The following is a 13295-nucleotide window of genomic DNA, read 5'->3' as shown; positions in this document are numbered from 1 at the left end:
CTTATGTTTTGCCGCAGGTTCTTGCCGCAAGACCGTGGGACACTTTTGCGGAACCTGCTTATTCACTCTTGCTCTCCTGCCAGACGCCCTTGGCCTTCAGGCCGTCGGCCACCTCCTTGGGCATGTAGCGCTCATCATGCTTGGCCAGCACGCTGTCGGCAACGAAGGTGCCGTCAGGGCCGAAACTGCCCTCGGTGATGACGCCCTGCTCTTCGCGGAAAAGGTCGGGCAGGATGCCGGTGTAGGTGACCTTGACCGATCTGTGCGTGTCGGTGACCGAAAAGGCAACCGTCGCCCCCTGCCCGCGCTGGATCGTGCCTTTTTCGACCAGTCCGCCCAGCCTGATGCGCTGGCCGGGCTGGACACTGGCGGTGGTGAGGTCGGCCGGCATGTAGAAATAAGACGCCTTCTGGCCGAGCGCGTAGAAGGTCAGCCCGGTAGCGGCGCCCAGGAAGGCCAGACCGCCCGCGATCACCGACAATCGTTTCTGCTTGCGAGTCATGTCAGTCCTATTCCGTCGCCGTCAGGCCAAGGGAGGCGGCAAAGGCCGTGAATTTCTTGGCTTCGTCACTGTCGGCTCCGAAGACGGCAATTGCGCGACCCAGCGCGTCACGCGCCTGGTCGGCCTTGCCGAGCACGACATACGAACGAACGAGCCGCATCCACCCTTCCGGGTCACGCGGATTTTGCCGAAGTTTGTCGTCGAGACCGGCAACCATGGTGTTGATCATGGCTTCCCGGTCGGCGGGAGACATGGAGGATGCAGCGTCGACATCGCCGGCATCGGGACCGTTGGTGGCGCCGCCGGAGGCGACTTCGGGGCTGCCGGATTTGGCCAGCGCCTGTTCGACCGCACCGCGCCATGGCGAATCCGGCGGCAGCCTGCCCAGCATTGCCTGCCAGGCCGCGACCGCCTCCTTGGCGCGGCCCTCCTGCGCCAGCGCCATGGCAAGGTAGAAGCTGGCTTTCGCATTGGCCGGATCGAGCTTCAAGGCCGCCTCAAAGGCATCCTGAGCATCGGCCGACACAATGCCGCCTGCCGCGTTGGCGATCGCCTCGCCAAGACCGGCCCGACGGACCGCGCTGTCGCCGTCAAGGCGAATGGCATTGCGATAGGCCGCCGCCGCATCGGAAAAGCGCTGCATGCGCAGATAGACGGGGGCAAGCACATCCCATCCCCTGCCATCGGAAGGATTGGCGGCAAGGTGGGCTTCGGCCCGCGCCACCAGCTCGTCCACCGAACTGTCGGCCGGATTCTTGGCCAAGCGTTCACTGAGCGGTTGCGACGGCAGGTCGGGAGACCCGAGCTGGCTGTAGAGCCCCCAGCTGACCAGCGGGACCGCCAGAACGGCCGCGGTCGCCACCAGCCTCGCCGCGACCGAGGCCTGCCTGACGGATGCCTTGCCGGCCGCTGCCGCATTGTCGAGGCGGAGGATGCGGCGCGCGATCTCGGCGCGCGCTTCAGTCGCTTCGGCAGGCTGGATCAAGCCACGCGCGGCGTCGCGGTCGAGTTCGGACAACTGATCGCGATAGACTTCCAGATCGTGATCGCCGGTCGACGACGCGCCGTTCGAGCCGGCGGCCAGCGGCAGCAGCACCGCCAGGCTCGCACCCAGCGTGAGAATTGCGGCTATGACCCAGAACAGCATGGTTCTTCCAATAAAGGCAGAGCCATGCCCTGCCAACAGATGCATCCTGCGACGCTTTGACGGCAGGCGCGCCGCATGTCCTTGATCGACATCAACCGGCCGGACATCAGCCGGATCCGGTTGATCGTCAGGTCAGCGGCGTCCAGCTGCCGTCGGCGTTGCGGCAAGCGGTACCGCGCGCCGTGACGCCGGCTCCGCCGGCAAACACCGTCTGCGTGTACTGGCGGCAGTCCTGCGAACCGACGCGGTAGGGCTGGCCCGGAACCACCTCGCCATAGTGCGAAGCCTGGTCGCCCTTCCATGCCACCTTCTGGCCACTGGTCGTATATTCGAGCGCCTTGTATTCCGCCTCGAGCGCGCTGCGCTTCTCGGTCTCGCTCAGGCCGTTGCCGATCGAGCCGCCGACCAGGCCGCCGTCCATCGCGGAAATAATCGTCGTGGTGACCTTGCCGCTGGACGGAGGCGTCGAGGCCGGCGTCGGCGCGACGGTCGGACCCTTGCCGCTCAGGGTGGTGCAGCCGGAAACGGCCAGCAATGCGGAAACAAGCGCGACGCGAATCTTCATGCCAACAACCGGTTTTCTTGAGTTGGAGCCTGTCATGGATGAGCCGGGGGCCGCGTCATCGAAGAAGTCGGCGTGGCCATAGTATTGATATTTGTCGGAAATTTGGCCGCTGGGATCAATCGACATGCCGCCATAGTAAATACTGTCCGTCGAACTCGGATTGATCCGGGAAGGCATCATTGAAGGCTCCGCAATCGCACCACCGCCTTCAATCCGCCCATGCCGGACCGTTCGAGCGCCAGAACGCCTCCATACTCGTTGACGAGGTCGGCGACAATGGCCAGCCCCAGACCTGTTCCGGGCTTTGTCTCATCGAGGCGCCGTCCACGCTTCATCGCCTCGCGCGCCTTGTCCTCGGGAATGCCCGGGCCGTCATCCTCGATGCTGATCTCAAACAGGCTGGCCGCCTCGTCCTTGCCGGTCAAAGGCACGACCGAGACCAACACCACGCTCTTGGCCCATTTCATCGCGTTTTCGAGCAGATTGCCGAGCAATTCCTCAAGGTCTTCGCGCTCGCCGGCAAAGACGATCTCGGTGGCCGGCAGCGCCAGCGACAGGTTGGTCTGCGGGTTGAGTTTCTGCAAAACCCGCACCATGCGCTGCACCAGGGGCGCCACCGGCGTGCGGTAGACGACGCTGTCGCGCTGCGCCGCGACACGGGCTCGCTGCAGATAGTGATCGACCTGCTTCTGCATGGAAGCGGCCTGTTCGGCAATCAACTGCCCCTTGGCGCCGCCAAGCGCCCGGCCCTCGTTGAGCAGCACCGCCAGCGGCGTCTTCAGCGAGTGGGCGAGATTGCCGACCTGGGTTCGCGACCGCTCGACAATGCGCCTGTTGTTTTCGATCAACGCATTGGTTTCGTTGGCAAGCGGTTCGATCTCGGCCGGAAACTGGCCGTCGAGCCTGTGCGCAGTGCCCTCGCGCACCATGGCAAGTGCATTCCTGACCCGGCGCAGCGGCTGCAGGCCGAGCAGGATGGCGATCGCGTTGATCGCGATCATGCCGACACCGAACAGGCTGAGATAGGTCAGCAGGCGGCGCTGGAAGGTCGAGATTTCCTGTTCGAGTTCGCTCTGGTTGCCCATGACGCGGAAGCGCGCGGCGCGGTTCTTGGAGTCGAGAACGAATTCGCTCTCGAACACTTCGAGTTGCTCCCCGTTGATGCCTTCGGTCGCATAGCTGCGCTGGAAACTGGAATTGAAGGGCACATCGGCGACATCGGGCGATGGGATCGTCTTGGTCATCGACGACGAATGAAGATCTCCGTGCACGCCTTCCGAAGCAGGTTCCACCGACCAGTACCAGCCCGAATTCGGCTCCGAGAACCGCAGGTCACCGAGATCGGGAGCGCCGGTGAGCGCACCGCTGTCGGAAATGCCGATGGAGCCGATCAGGTTGAACAGATGCGCCGAAAGCAGGCTGTCGAAGCCGCGCTCGCTGGCCTGGCGATAGAGCGTGGTGATCAGGGTGAAGATGATGACAAGGGTCACGATCGCCCACACCGTGGAGAAGGCGATCACACGGAACGTCAGCGAACGCGGCCACAAACGCAGCGAAAGCGGCGTCCTTGCGGTTTGTTTGAGCGGTTCCGAGTTACGCCTCCGGCTCACGCATGCGGTAGCCCATGCCGCGCACGGTTTCGATCATGTCGATGCCCATCTTCTTGCGCAGTCGCCCGACAAAGACCTCGATGGTGTTGGAATCGCGGTCGAAATCCTGATCGTAGAGATGTTCGACCAGTTCGGTCCGCGAGACCACCTCGCCCATATGATGCATCAGATAGGCAAGCAGCCGAAACTCGTGCGAGGTCAGTTTCAGCGGCACGCCGTCGACATCGGCCTTCGACGCCTTGGTGTCGAGGCGTAGCGGCCCGCAGGTCAGTTCGGACGAGGCATGGCCGGCGGCGCGCCGGATCAGGGCCCTGAGCCTCGCCAGCACCTCCTCGATGTGGAACGGCTTGGTGACATAGTCGTCGGCGCCGGCGTCGATGCCGGAGACCTTGTCGCTCCAGCGATCGCGCGCCGTCAGGATCAGCACCGGCATCTTGCGGCCGCCGCGACGCCACCGCTCGACCACGCTGATCCCGTCCATCTGCGGCAGGCCGATGTCGAGCACGACGGCATCGTAGGGCTCGGTGTCGCCGAGGAAATGCCCCTCCTCGCCATCGAAGGCGCGGTCGACGACATAGCCGGCATCGACCAGCGCGTCCGATATCTGCCGGTTGAGATCCTTGTCATCCTCGACGACGAGTACGCGCATGCGAAAATCGATACCTGTTGATGAGCTGGGGGCAGATATAGGCCGATTCCGGCGGCCTGGGAAACGAAGGCCTGTAAGATGAAAGATTGGTCAGTTCTGCGGCACGACGATTTCGGAGCGGCGCGGACGCTGCCCGTCCTTGCCCGGGACGAGCACGACGATGACGCAGACCGGCTGGCCGCCGCGGGTCGATTGCGAGGCCTTGGCCAGCGTTCCGCCATTCTGCGCGGCCACCTGCTGGCCGATGGCGTAGCAATCGGAAGCCGCCAAAACGATCCGGCCGCCCTGGTCAGGCGTGATGACCGGTGTCGCCATCGCCTGCGACGCAAACAGCCCGGCAGCACAGAGCGCCAGTGTCGCGGTTCGGAAGTGGGAGCGAAGCGTTTTCATGGCTGGCGTTGTAACGCATCGGTGCTGAACGTGAAATGAACAGTGAACGCCACCAAGACCATGCCCGCTACCCCCTGAAACGCGAGACGACCGATCGGATCTCGCCGCCCACCCGACGAAATCCCTGAAGTGTCAGTCTAGACCCCGTTTGGACCATATTGAAAGCGCATCAGTCACTATCCCGCGCTATGGCGCGAAAACGCAGCAAACCATGATGCACGAGCAGGTCCTCGTCATAGCGGGCCTCGGCGAATTCCAGCACGAGGCGTGTCTGTCCACGCGGGCCGATGATCAGCACCGCGTCGGCGAGGCGCGCCTTGATGCTGTCCATGATGGCACGCGTTTCGGCCTCGCCATGAGTCTTCGACCAGACGTGCAGCGTGACCAGTTGATCGGCATCGTTCTGGACCCCGGTATCCCAGTCGAAGGCGCTGGTTTGGCCGCAGGTTACGTGGGGAAAGGCGGCGTTGTCGGCCGCGTGTTCGAGCAGCCCGGCGCCGCCCAGCAGCGCCGACAGCGATGCATCGCTCCTCAATCTCTGAAACAAGGCCTGCTGCAAGTCGCCGGACGCGGTCATCGTTTTCCCTCATCGTAGCGGCTTGCGGATCATGTGCCGGGATTGCCCCTCAAGGGTATCCGGATTCTGCCCGGTTTGCCAATCAGCGGACGCCGCGCAACCTAACCACGAAACCGCGCAGCGCAAGCACCAGCACCGTGATGATGATCAGAATCACGGAAAGCGCGGCGATCGCCGGATCGATGTTGTCGCGCAGCCCCATCCACATCAGCCTGGGCAGCGTGATGGCGTTGACCGAGGTGATGAACAGCGTGACGCCGATCTCTTCCCAGGACAGCACGAAGGACAAAAGTGCCGCGGTGATGATGCCGAACTTGATGTTGGGCATGATGATGCGGGTGGCGCGCTCCCATACCGACGCGCCAAGGCCGCGCGCGGCGAGATCGATGCGCCGGTCGAGCTGGCTGAGCGACACCAGCATCAACACGGTGGCGAAGGGCACCGTCATCACCGAATGGGCCATGGCAACGCCAAGCCAGGTGTCGTAGCCGAAGAGCGAGCTGAAGCCGGAGATCGAGGTGAGCAGGAAGTAGAGCGTGATGGCCGAGACCACCGGCGGTACGACCATGGGCAGCAGCACGAAACCGACGAGCGCCGCGGTGAAACGCGGCTGGAACATCCACACGCCGAGGCTGAAGCACAGCGCCAGCACGGTGGAAAAGGCGCTGCTGACGATGCCGATGCGGATGCTGAGCAGGATCGAGTCGATCCAGCGCGGATCCTCGATCAGCGCCCGGTAGTGGCGGAGCGACAGTTCGCCGGATGGCATCGCCAGCATGCGGCTCGGCGTCAGCGACACCGGGATGACGGCGAGCAAGGGCATCAGCAGGAACAGCGCCACGAAGGCTGCGATGATCAGGGAGACGGGACCGGGGCGATAAGTCGGCATCAGATCAATTGCTTCGGTCTGACATAACGGAACAACAGCGCCATCAGCGCGCCGACGAACAGCACCAGCACGACGCTGATCGCCGCGCCCAGCCCCCAGTCCGGGCTCTGGAAGATCCTGAGATAAATCAGCTCGGCGACCATGACGCTGCGGCCGCCGCCGAGGATCGCCGGCGTCACGAAGAAGCCTAGCGAAAACACGAAGACGATGAGGGCCGCACCGATGATCCCGGAGCGGGTCATGGGCACGAAGACCGACCAGAAGGTGCGCATGCGGCTGGAGCCGAGCCCGCGCGCTGCCAACAGCACGCGGTCGTCGAGGCTGCGCATGGCAGACGCCAGCGGAAAGACCGCGAAAGGAATGAGGAAATGCGTCATGCCGACGATGACGCCGAATTCGTTGCGGACCAGCGCCAGCGGTTCGGAAATGAAGCCGATCGCCTGCAGCCAGGTGTTGATCAGGCCGCGATTGGACAAGAGCGCCACCCAGCCGAAGGCGCGGGTCAGCACCGAGATCCAGAAGGGAACGAGAATGCAGAACTCGGCAACCAGGCGCTGAGCCGGGGTTCCGCGCACCCAGACGACGGTGATGGCATAGGCAGCGGCCACCGAGACCACGGTGACGACCGCCGCGATGCGCAGCGTGCGGATGAACACCGACTGCACCAGATCGTCGGTGAGCAGCGCCTCATACTGGCCGAGCCCCGGCGTCGGCAGCGTAAAGCTCCATTTGACGACGCCGAGGAACGGCCAGGCATAGGCCAGGACAAGAAACAGGAGCAGCGGCGCCATCAACAGCGCCGCGCCCATCCTGTCGGAGAGATATGCTCTCATGTCGACCCGATAATCCCTGCCTCGGTCAGGCGGAGATGATCTTGGTGTATTCGTCGAGCGCCGGCCCGTAGTTCTTGGCGTACCAGTCCATGTCGAGCGCGATCTGCTTCTTCATGTTCTCGGGGTCGACCGGGTTGATGCGCTTCTTGTCGGCGGGGATCAGAGCGTCGGCGGCCGGGTTTGCTGGACCCTGGCCGAGCTTGTCGAACATGACCAACTGCTTTTGCGGGTCCTGGGCGCTGGCGATGAACTTCATGGCCGCGTCCTTGCCGCCGGGATTGCCCTTGAGCACGGCGAGCGCGCCGGGCGAGATCAGTCCCTGGTCCCAGATGAACTTGATCTTGCCGCCGGAATCCTGCTCGATCAGCGAAGCGCGGGTCGACCAGACGATCGCCATCGAGGCCTCGCCATTGAGCAGCACGCTCTGGCTCTCCGCACCGCCGCCCCAATAGGCGACGACGTTCTCCTTGAAGGCGGCGATCTTGTCATGCGCGCGCTTCAGGTCGAGCGGATAGAGCGACGCGGGCGCGATGCCGTCGGCGAGAAGGGCCGCCTCCCAGCTCGACACGCCCCATTTGTAGAGCGAGCGCTTGCCGGGGAATTTCTTCACGTCGAAGAAATCGGCCATGCCGGTCGGCGCGTCCTTGCCGTATTTCTCGGAATCATAGGCGATGACATAGGAGAAGAAATAGGTCGAGGCGGCGTAGTCCCAGCCGAAGCCGGGCCGCATCTTCTTCTTGTCGACGATGTTGTAATCGATCGGCTCGAGCATGCCTTGCGCGCCGAGCGTGATGGCCGAGAACGGATCGACGTCGACGAGATCCCAGGTCGGGGCGCCGCTCTTGAACTGCGCGGCGATCGCGCCTTCCGTCGGCCCGGAGCCGTCCATCTTGACAGTGATGCCGGTGTCCTTGGTGAAGGCCTGGCCATAGGCGGCATCATAGGCCGTGATGGCGTCGCCGCCCCAGTTGACCAGCACCAGTTCCTTCGCTGCGGCAAAGGCTCCGGTCGAGCGCAGCAGCATCGGCGTGCCGGCCAGCACGATTGCCGCCAGTTGCGCGAATTGCCGGCGCGAAATCTCGCCGCGCCCTGCCCTTGCGGACAGGCTCTCGATGGCTTGTTTCCTGGTGTCGCCAGTTTTTGAATTGCTTGTCATGTTAGTTCCCCTTTTTGTTGTTGATAGTGCCGGAAAGCGGTGGTGCAGATATCTCGCCACACCCGTTCGTCATTGTCCTCCATGCGGAAGGAGGAATCCCTTGTCCGCCGGCCAGGTGAGCCAGACGGAGTTGCCCTTGCTCAGCGCAGCGGCAGCGATCTCGTTCGGCACCGAGACCGTGACCTTCGCGCCTTGCTGCGTCGTCAGGTCAAGCCGCGTCGCCGCGCCAAGATAAGTGGAGTTGGTCGCCGTCGCGGCGATGCCGTTCTCGCCGGCTGTCGCCTCGCCCGATATCGACATGTATTCGGGGCGGATCGCCAGGATTGCATCGCCGCGCACCGTCTCAGCCTTGCAGCGCATGGAGACCGCGCGGTCTTCGCAGAGGCCGGTCGAGCCATTGTCGGCCGGGCGCACCCCCTTCAGCGGCAGCATGTTGATCTCGCCGAGGAACTCGGCGACGAAGCGGTTGTCCGGCCTGTCGTAGACCTCGTCGGGTGCTCCGACCTGCAGCAGTTTGCCATGGTTGAAGATGGCGACGCGCGACGACAGCGCCAGCGCCTCGCTCTGGTCGTGGGTGACGAAGACAAAAGTGGTGCCGGTTTCCTGGTGCAGCCGCTTCATCTCGGCCTGCATCTGGCCGCGCAGGCCCTTGTCGAGGGCGGAAAATGGCTCGTCGAGCAACAGCACGCCCGGCTCGAATACCAGCGCGCGGGCGAGCGCCACACGCTGCTGCTGACCGCCCGAAAGTTGCGCCGGCAGTTTCTTCTCATGGCCCTTGAGGCCCACGCGCTCGATCATCTCGCCGACACGGCGCTTGATGTCGGCCGCCGATTTCTTGCGCACCTTGAGTGGGAAGGCGATGTTGGCTTCGACGCTCATATGCGGAAACAGCGCGTAGCCCTGGAACACCATGCCGGCTGCGCGCTGTTCGGCCGGTCGCTGGGTGATGTCGACGCCATCGCTGAACAGCCTGCCCTCGGTCGGCTGCACGAAGCCGGCAAGGATCATCAGGAAGGTGGTCTTGCCCGAACCAGACGGCCCGAGCAAGGTCAGGAACTCGCCACGGCCAATGTCGAGCGTCAGATTGTCCAGCGCACGGAACGAGCCGAAGCTCTTGCCGATTCCGATTGCCTTGATCTCTGCGGCCCGGCCGGGTTGCTGCATCCTGCCTGTTTCCTCAATTCCAGGAGAAATCGTAGGGCAGCGTGCGGCCTCACCGCAACCGAATAGTTTTCGCCGGATCGGCAAATTCCATTCATCTGTCCAATCGGTGGCGCCCGTGGTCGGCCATGACCTTGGCAATGCTCTCCGCAAGTTTCGATCGCAGCCATCCGGCAAACGCGTCAAGCACCGGATGCGTCGCCTTGGCGTGTTCGGAGACGAGGAAGTAGGAGCGCGGCGATTTGATCGCGATGTCGAAGGGGCGCACGAGCCTGCCTTCGGCCAAGGCCTTGCCGCTGGTCAGTTCGTCGCCCATGGCCATTCCCTGGCCGGCGATCGCGGCCGAGAAGACGAGATTCATGTCGGAAAAGAAGATACCGCTTTCCGGGTCGGGGTTCTCGACCTTGGATAGCGCCAGCCAGCGCGCCCAATCCTCCGTGTCGCCGAGATGCAGGAGATTGGCGCGCAGCACATCGGCTGGCTTGGAGAATCCGCCGACCTTGTTGAGAAGCGTCGGACTGCACAGCGGCGTAAAGGAAATTTCGCACAACAGTTCGGCGGCCCGGTTCGGCCAATTGCCAACGCCAAAGGCGATGAAGGCGTCGGCGTCGGCATTGCTGACGTCATCCAGCCGACGCGGCGTCAGGATGCGCAGCGCGACATCGGGGTACATCTGCCTGAACTCGCCGATATGGGTGCACAGGAACAGCGAGGCGAAGCCCGGAGTGCAGCTGATGCTGAACGAGCCGCCGACGCCGGTGCCGGCATGGCGCGTCACCGCATCGCCCAGCACGGTCAGCGCTTTGCGCACGTCGCTGGCATAGCGCTGGCCACGCGGCGTCAGCGCCACGCCCTTGCCGATGCGTTCGAGCAGATCGAAGCCAAGGTCGCGTTCAAGCAGGCGAAGCTGATGGCTGACCGCGCTGCGAGTCAGATGCAACTCATCGGCGGCGCGCCAGACGCTGCCATGACGAGCGAAGCTGTCGAGCGCACGCAGCGCCTGGGTGGATGGTATGCGCAAGAGGCCTCAGGTGAACCGAATTTGCATGAGCCGGGAAAACATATCACTTTCTAGCGAACCGCTTCACTGCTTTCTTCTCGTCTCATGGAGGAACCCGTGGCCACCTCAGCGCAAGCAACCGCCCTTGCCTGTCTCGACGACATCCAGCCGCTGCTGTCGGCGTGGACGCGCAACATTTTCGACTTCGGCGAGACCGCATGGCGCGAGTATCAATCCGCCGCCTGGTACGTGGAGCGGCTGAGACGCGAAGGCTTTTCCGTCGAAGAAGGTTCCGGTGGCATGCCTACAGCCTTCTGTGCGCATTGGACCAACGGTCCCGGGCCGACCATCGGCATGTACGCCGAATACGATGCGGTGCCGGGCAATTGCCAGGATGCCGCGACGGTCAAGCGTCCGCGCCCAGGCCTCTCCGAACATGCCGGCGGTCATACCGATCCGCATTCGGGGCTGGGCATTTCGAGCCTTGGCGGGCTGCTGGCGACCAAGGCGGCGATGCAGCGCCACGGCATACCAGGCACGCTGCGCTTCACCGGCGAGCCGGCGGAAAAGGTGCGCGGGTCAAAGCCGATCCATGCCGCCAAGGGCTATTATGACGGCCTTGCCGGCATGATCTCCTTCCATCCGTTCTACATGCTGCCGCTCTGCAACACGGCGCGCTGGGACACGCATTGCGGTGCGGCCTACGCCATGATCTATCGCTTCATCTGCGACCAACCGGAGCGCTGGGCGAGCGCGGCGGGTGGCGCGGCACCCATTCCGCAGGCGCATTCGGCGGTGCGCGCGCCCGGCGCCAACGACGCGCTCATGATGATGTACATGGCGTCCAGGGCGTTGCGCGATTCCATGCTGCCGCACCAGGGCGGCTGGTCGATCAGCGAGGCGATCCTCACGGCCGGCCAGGCGACCGCCGACAACCTGCCGGCCGAGCAGGCCGAGATCCAGTACATGATCCGCGTGCCGACGCTGGCGATGGCCGAACAGGTCACCGCCGTGCTCGACCGCAATGCCGAGGCCGCTGCCGCCGTGAGCGGCTGCCGCCACGAGCGGCATTGGGTGTCGAAGTCGCGGCCGGGGCTGGCCAATCACACCATGGCCGAAATCGCCTATGAAGCGCTGTCGACCGTCGGGCCGCCGCGCTGGGACGAGGACGCCAAGGCAATCGCGCGCGACATGCAGGTCAATGCCGGGCGCATGGCGAGCGACGAGCCGTTCATCGAAGAACTTGAGCGCCTGATCGAGCCGCAGGCGGCGGAAGCGATCCTGCGCCGCGATCTGCCGCCCTCGCAGGTGAATTCGACCTCCGACGATTACACCGACATGAGCTGGCATGCGCCGACGGCGCGCTTTTATGTCGCCCGCCCGGCGCTGCGCTCGGAAACCGGCTACCCCTATCCGTCATGGGTGATGAATGCGCTGGGCGGCATACCCGCCACCATCGACCCGATGGTCGTCTGCGCATCGAAGACCATTGCGCTCGCCGCCCTTCGGCTGCTGGAAGACCAGGCCGCCCGCGATTCGGCGATGAATGAATTCGTCGCCCGCACCGGCGGAGGAATCGGAGGCTCGACCTGGATCGCGCCGCTCTGCGACTACGAACCGCCGATTGGATTTCGGTGGCCGGAGTATGTCACCACCCAGCGCGGACGAGACTGGTGGATACCGGGCAACCAGCCCAAGTCAAACGCATAATCAAAGCACGAGGAGAACCCCATGACCGTTCATGACCGCATCGTCGCCGAGCCGTTTTCGCTGCAGCGCCGCAACCCGGCCGGCGGCACCAAGCCTCTGACCGCCTGGGGCTTTGCCAACGAGACCGATGTCTTGACCGACGTGCTGCTTGGTTCGCCCAACTTCCTGCGCCACCTGTCGACCAGCTCGCTGTCGCGCAAGCATCTGCGCGAGGCGCCTTGCAACGTCCAGATCGCGCAGGCGCAGCACAAGGACCTCGTCGCCGCCTATGAGCATTTCGGCGTCAACATCCACTGGCACGAGCCGACGCCGGAACTGCCGATGCAGGTCTATTCCCGCGATTCCAGTGTCATGACGCCTTACGGCGCCTTCATCACCGCAATGGCCAACTGGTGGCGGCGCGGCGAGAACTACGCGGCGATCCGCACGTACGAAAAACTCGGCATCCCAATCTACGACATGGTCACAGCGGGCACGTTCGAGGGTGGCGACTTCAACGTCATCGAAGAGGGCGTCGTATTGATCGGCTGCGGCGGCGCCCGCACGCAGGAAGAAGGCGCGCGGCAGGTGCAGGCCTGGTTCGACAAGGAAGGCTGGGAAACCCGCATCGCTTTCATCGACGAGTACTATGTCCATATCGACCTGATGGTGGTGCCGATCGCCGAGAAACTGACGGCCGTCTGCCTCGCCTGCACCGAACCCGGCATCGTCGACTGGCTGAAGGGCAAGGGCCACGAGATTATCGACGTGCCGTTCCAGGATACGATGGCGCTCGGCTGCAACTTCATGTCGCTGGGCAAGGACCGGGTGATCGCGCCGACCTCCAGCCAGGCGCTGATCGGCCAGCTCAAGGCACGCGGTTTCGAGGTCGCGGCGGTCGACATGAGCGAGATCTCGAAGACCGGCGGCGGCATCCACTGCATGGCGCAAGCGCTGAAGCGCGAACCGGCCTGAGGAGTGGAATAGCGCTGCGCTGCTTCGTTCACATTCGCATCAGCATGATTGGCATCCTGCCGGCCGAGGATGCAAGGTTGGGCGTGAAAACCGGCTGAGATCGCCGGCTGGCAGAAGCATGTGCCCAAGCCAATGCAATCACTACATCGGCT

14 protein-coding genes are annotated in these 13295 nt (G+C 64.1%); 2 read left to right on the top strand and 12 right to left on the bottom strand.

The window, feature by feature from the left end; translation table 11 throughout:
* Positions 1 to 58 precede the first annotated feature (58 nt).
* The 12 genes from ccmE to AC0ZT5_RS02950 all read right to left on the bottom strand — a co-directional run bounded on the left by ccmE (position 59) and on the right by AC0ZT5_RS02950 (position 10500).
* Positions 59 to 502 carry a cytochrome c maturation protein CcmE gene (ccmE, locus tag AC0ZT5_RS03005; protein ID WP_488495198.1) on the bottom strand — a complete coding sequence of 148 codons (444 nt, stop codon included), beginning with the start codon at positions 500 to 502 and terminating at the stop codon, positions 59 to 61.
* Between the two features lie 7 nt (positions 503 to 509).
* Positions 510 to 1649 (bottom strand): c-type cytochrome biogenesis protein CcmI, encoded by a 1140-nt coding sequence (gene ccmI, locus AC0ZT5_RS03000; protein ID WP_488495197.1) that lies wholly within the window; start codon positions 1647 to 1649, stop codon positions 510 to 512.
* A gap of 127 nt (positions 1650 to 1776) precedes the next feature.
* Positions 1777 to 2394, bottom strand: coding sequence for an RT0821/Lpp0805 family surface protein (locus AC0ZT5_RS02995; protein WP_488495196.1), 618 nt, complete (start codon positions 2392 to 2394; stop codon positions 1777 to 1779).
* A complete protein-coding gene (locus AC0ZT5_RS02990) occupies positions 2391 to 3824 on the bottom strand; it encodes an ATP-binding protein (RefSeq protein ID WP_488495195.1) in 1434 nt (477 codons plus the stop codon). The genes AC0ZT5_RS02995 and AC0ZT5_RS02990 overlap by 4 nt, the downstream gene beginning before the upstream one ends.
* Positions 3808 to 4473 carry a response regulator transcription factor gene (locus tag AC0ZT5_RS02985; RefSeq protein ID WP_023812809.1) on the bottom strand — a complete coding sequence of 222 codons (666 nt, stop codon included), beginning with the start codon at positions 4471 to 4473 and terminating at the stop codon, positions 3808 to 3810. The genes AC0ZT5_RS02990 and AC0ZT5_RS02985 overlap by 17 nt, the downstream gene beginning before the upstream one ends.
* A gap of 90 nt (positions 4474 to 4563) precedes the next feature.
* Positions 4564 to 4863, bottom strand: coding sequence for a hypothetical protein (locus AC0ZT5_RS02980; RefSeq protein WP_488495194.1), 300 nt, complete (start codon positions 4861 to 4863; stop codon positions 4564 to 4566).
* Positions 4864 to 5032: 169 nt separating this feature from the next.
* Positions 5033 to 5440, bottom strand: a complete 408-nt coding sequence (locus tag AC0ZT5_RS02975; RefSeq protein ID WP_488495193.1) for a DUF3168 domain-containing protein — start codon at positions 5438 to 5440, stop codon at positions 5033 to 5035.
* 82 nt (positions 5441 to 5522) lie between these two features.
* A complete protein-coding gene (locus AC0ZT5_RS02970; protein ID WP_488495192.1) occupies positions 5523 to 6329 on the bottom strand; it encodes an ABC transporter permease in 807 nt (268 codons plus the stop codon).
* Complete coding sequence (locus tag AC0ZT5_RS02965; protein WP_095089919.1) at positions 6329 to 7162, bottom strand: ABC transporter permease; 834 nt, start codon at positions 7160 to 7162, stop codon at positions 6329 to 6331. The genes AC0ZT5_RS02970 and AC0ZT5_RS02965 overlap by 1 nt, the downstream gene beginning before the upstream one ends.
* Positions 7163 to 7187: 25 nt before the next feature.
* Positions 7188 to 8318, bottom strand: a complete 1131-nt coding sequence (locus AC0ZT5_RS02960) for an ABC transporter substrate-binding protein (protein WP_488495191.1) — start codon at positions 8316 to 8318, stop codon at positions 7188 to 7190.
* Between the two features lie 69 nt (positions 8319 to 8387).
* Positions 8388 to 9482 (bottom strand): ABC transporter ATP-binding protein, encoded by a 1095-nt coding sequence (locus AC0ZT5_RS02955; RefSeq protein WP_488495190.1) that lies wholly within the window; start codon positions 9480 to 9482, stop codon positions 8388 to 8390.
* A gap of 91 nt (positions 9483 to 9573) precedes the next feature.
* Positions 9574 to 10500 carry a LysR substrate-binding domain-containing protein gene (locus AC0ZT5_RS02950; RefSeq protein ID WP_488495189.1) on the bottom strand — a complete coding sequence of 309 codons (927 nt, stop codon included), beginning with the start codon at positions 10498 to 10500 and terminating at the stop codon, positions 9574 to 9576.
* Between the two features lie 84 nt (positions 10501 to 10584).
* Between AC0ZT5_RS02950 and AC0ZT5_RS02945 the strand changes: the two genes are divergently transcribed.
* On the top strand, positions 10585 to 12189 hold the full coding sequence (locus AC0ZT5_RS02945; RefSeq protein WP_488495188.1) for a zinc-binding metallopeptidase family protein: 1605 nt from the start codon (positions 10585 to 10587) through the stop codon (positions 12187 to 12189).
* A 21-nt stretch (positions 12190 to 12210) separates the two neighbouring features.
* Positions 12211 to 13143 (top strand): dimethylarginine dimethylaminohydrolase family protein, encoded by a 933-nt coding sequence (locus AC0ZT5_RS02940; protein WP_095089911.1) that lies wholly within the window; start codon positions 12211 to 12213, stop codon positions 13141 to 13143.
* The last annotated feature ends 152 nt before the right edge of the window (positions 13144 to 13295 follow it).

The sequence above is a fragment of the Mesorhizobium sp. CNPSo 4670 genome (genome assembly GCF_057784235.1).
Note: the sequence above shows the minus strand (reverse complement) of the source record. Positions and strands in the feature narration are given on the sequence as shown.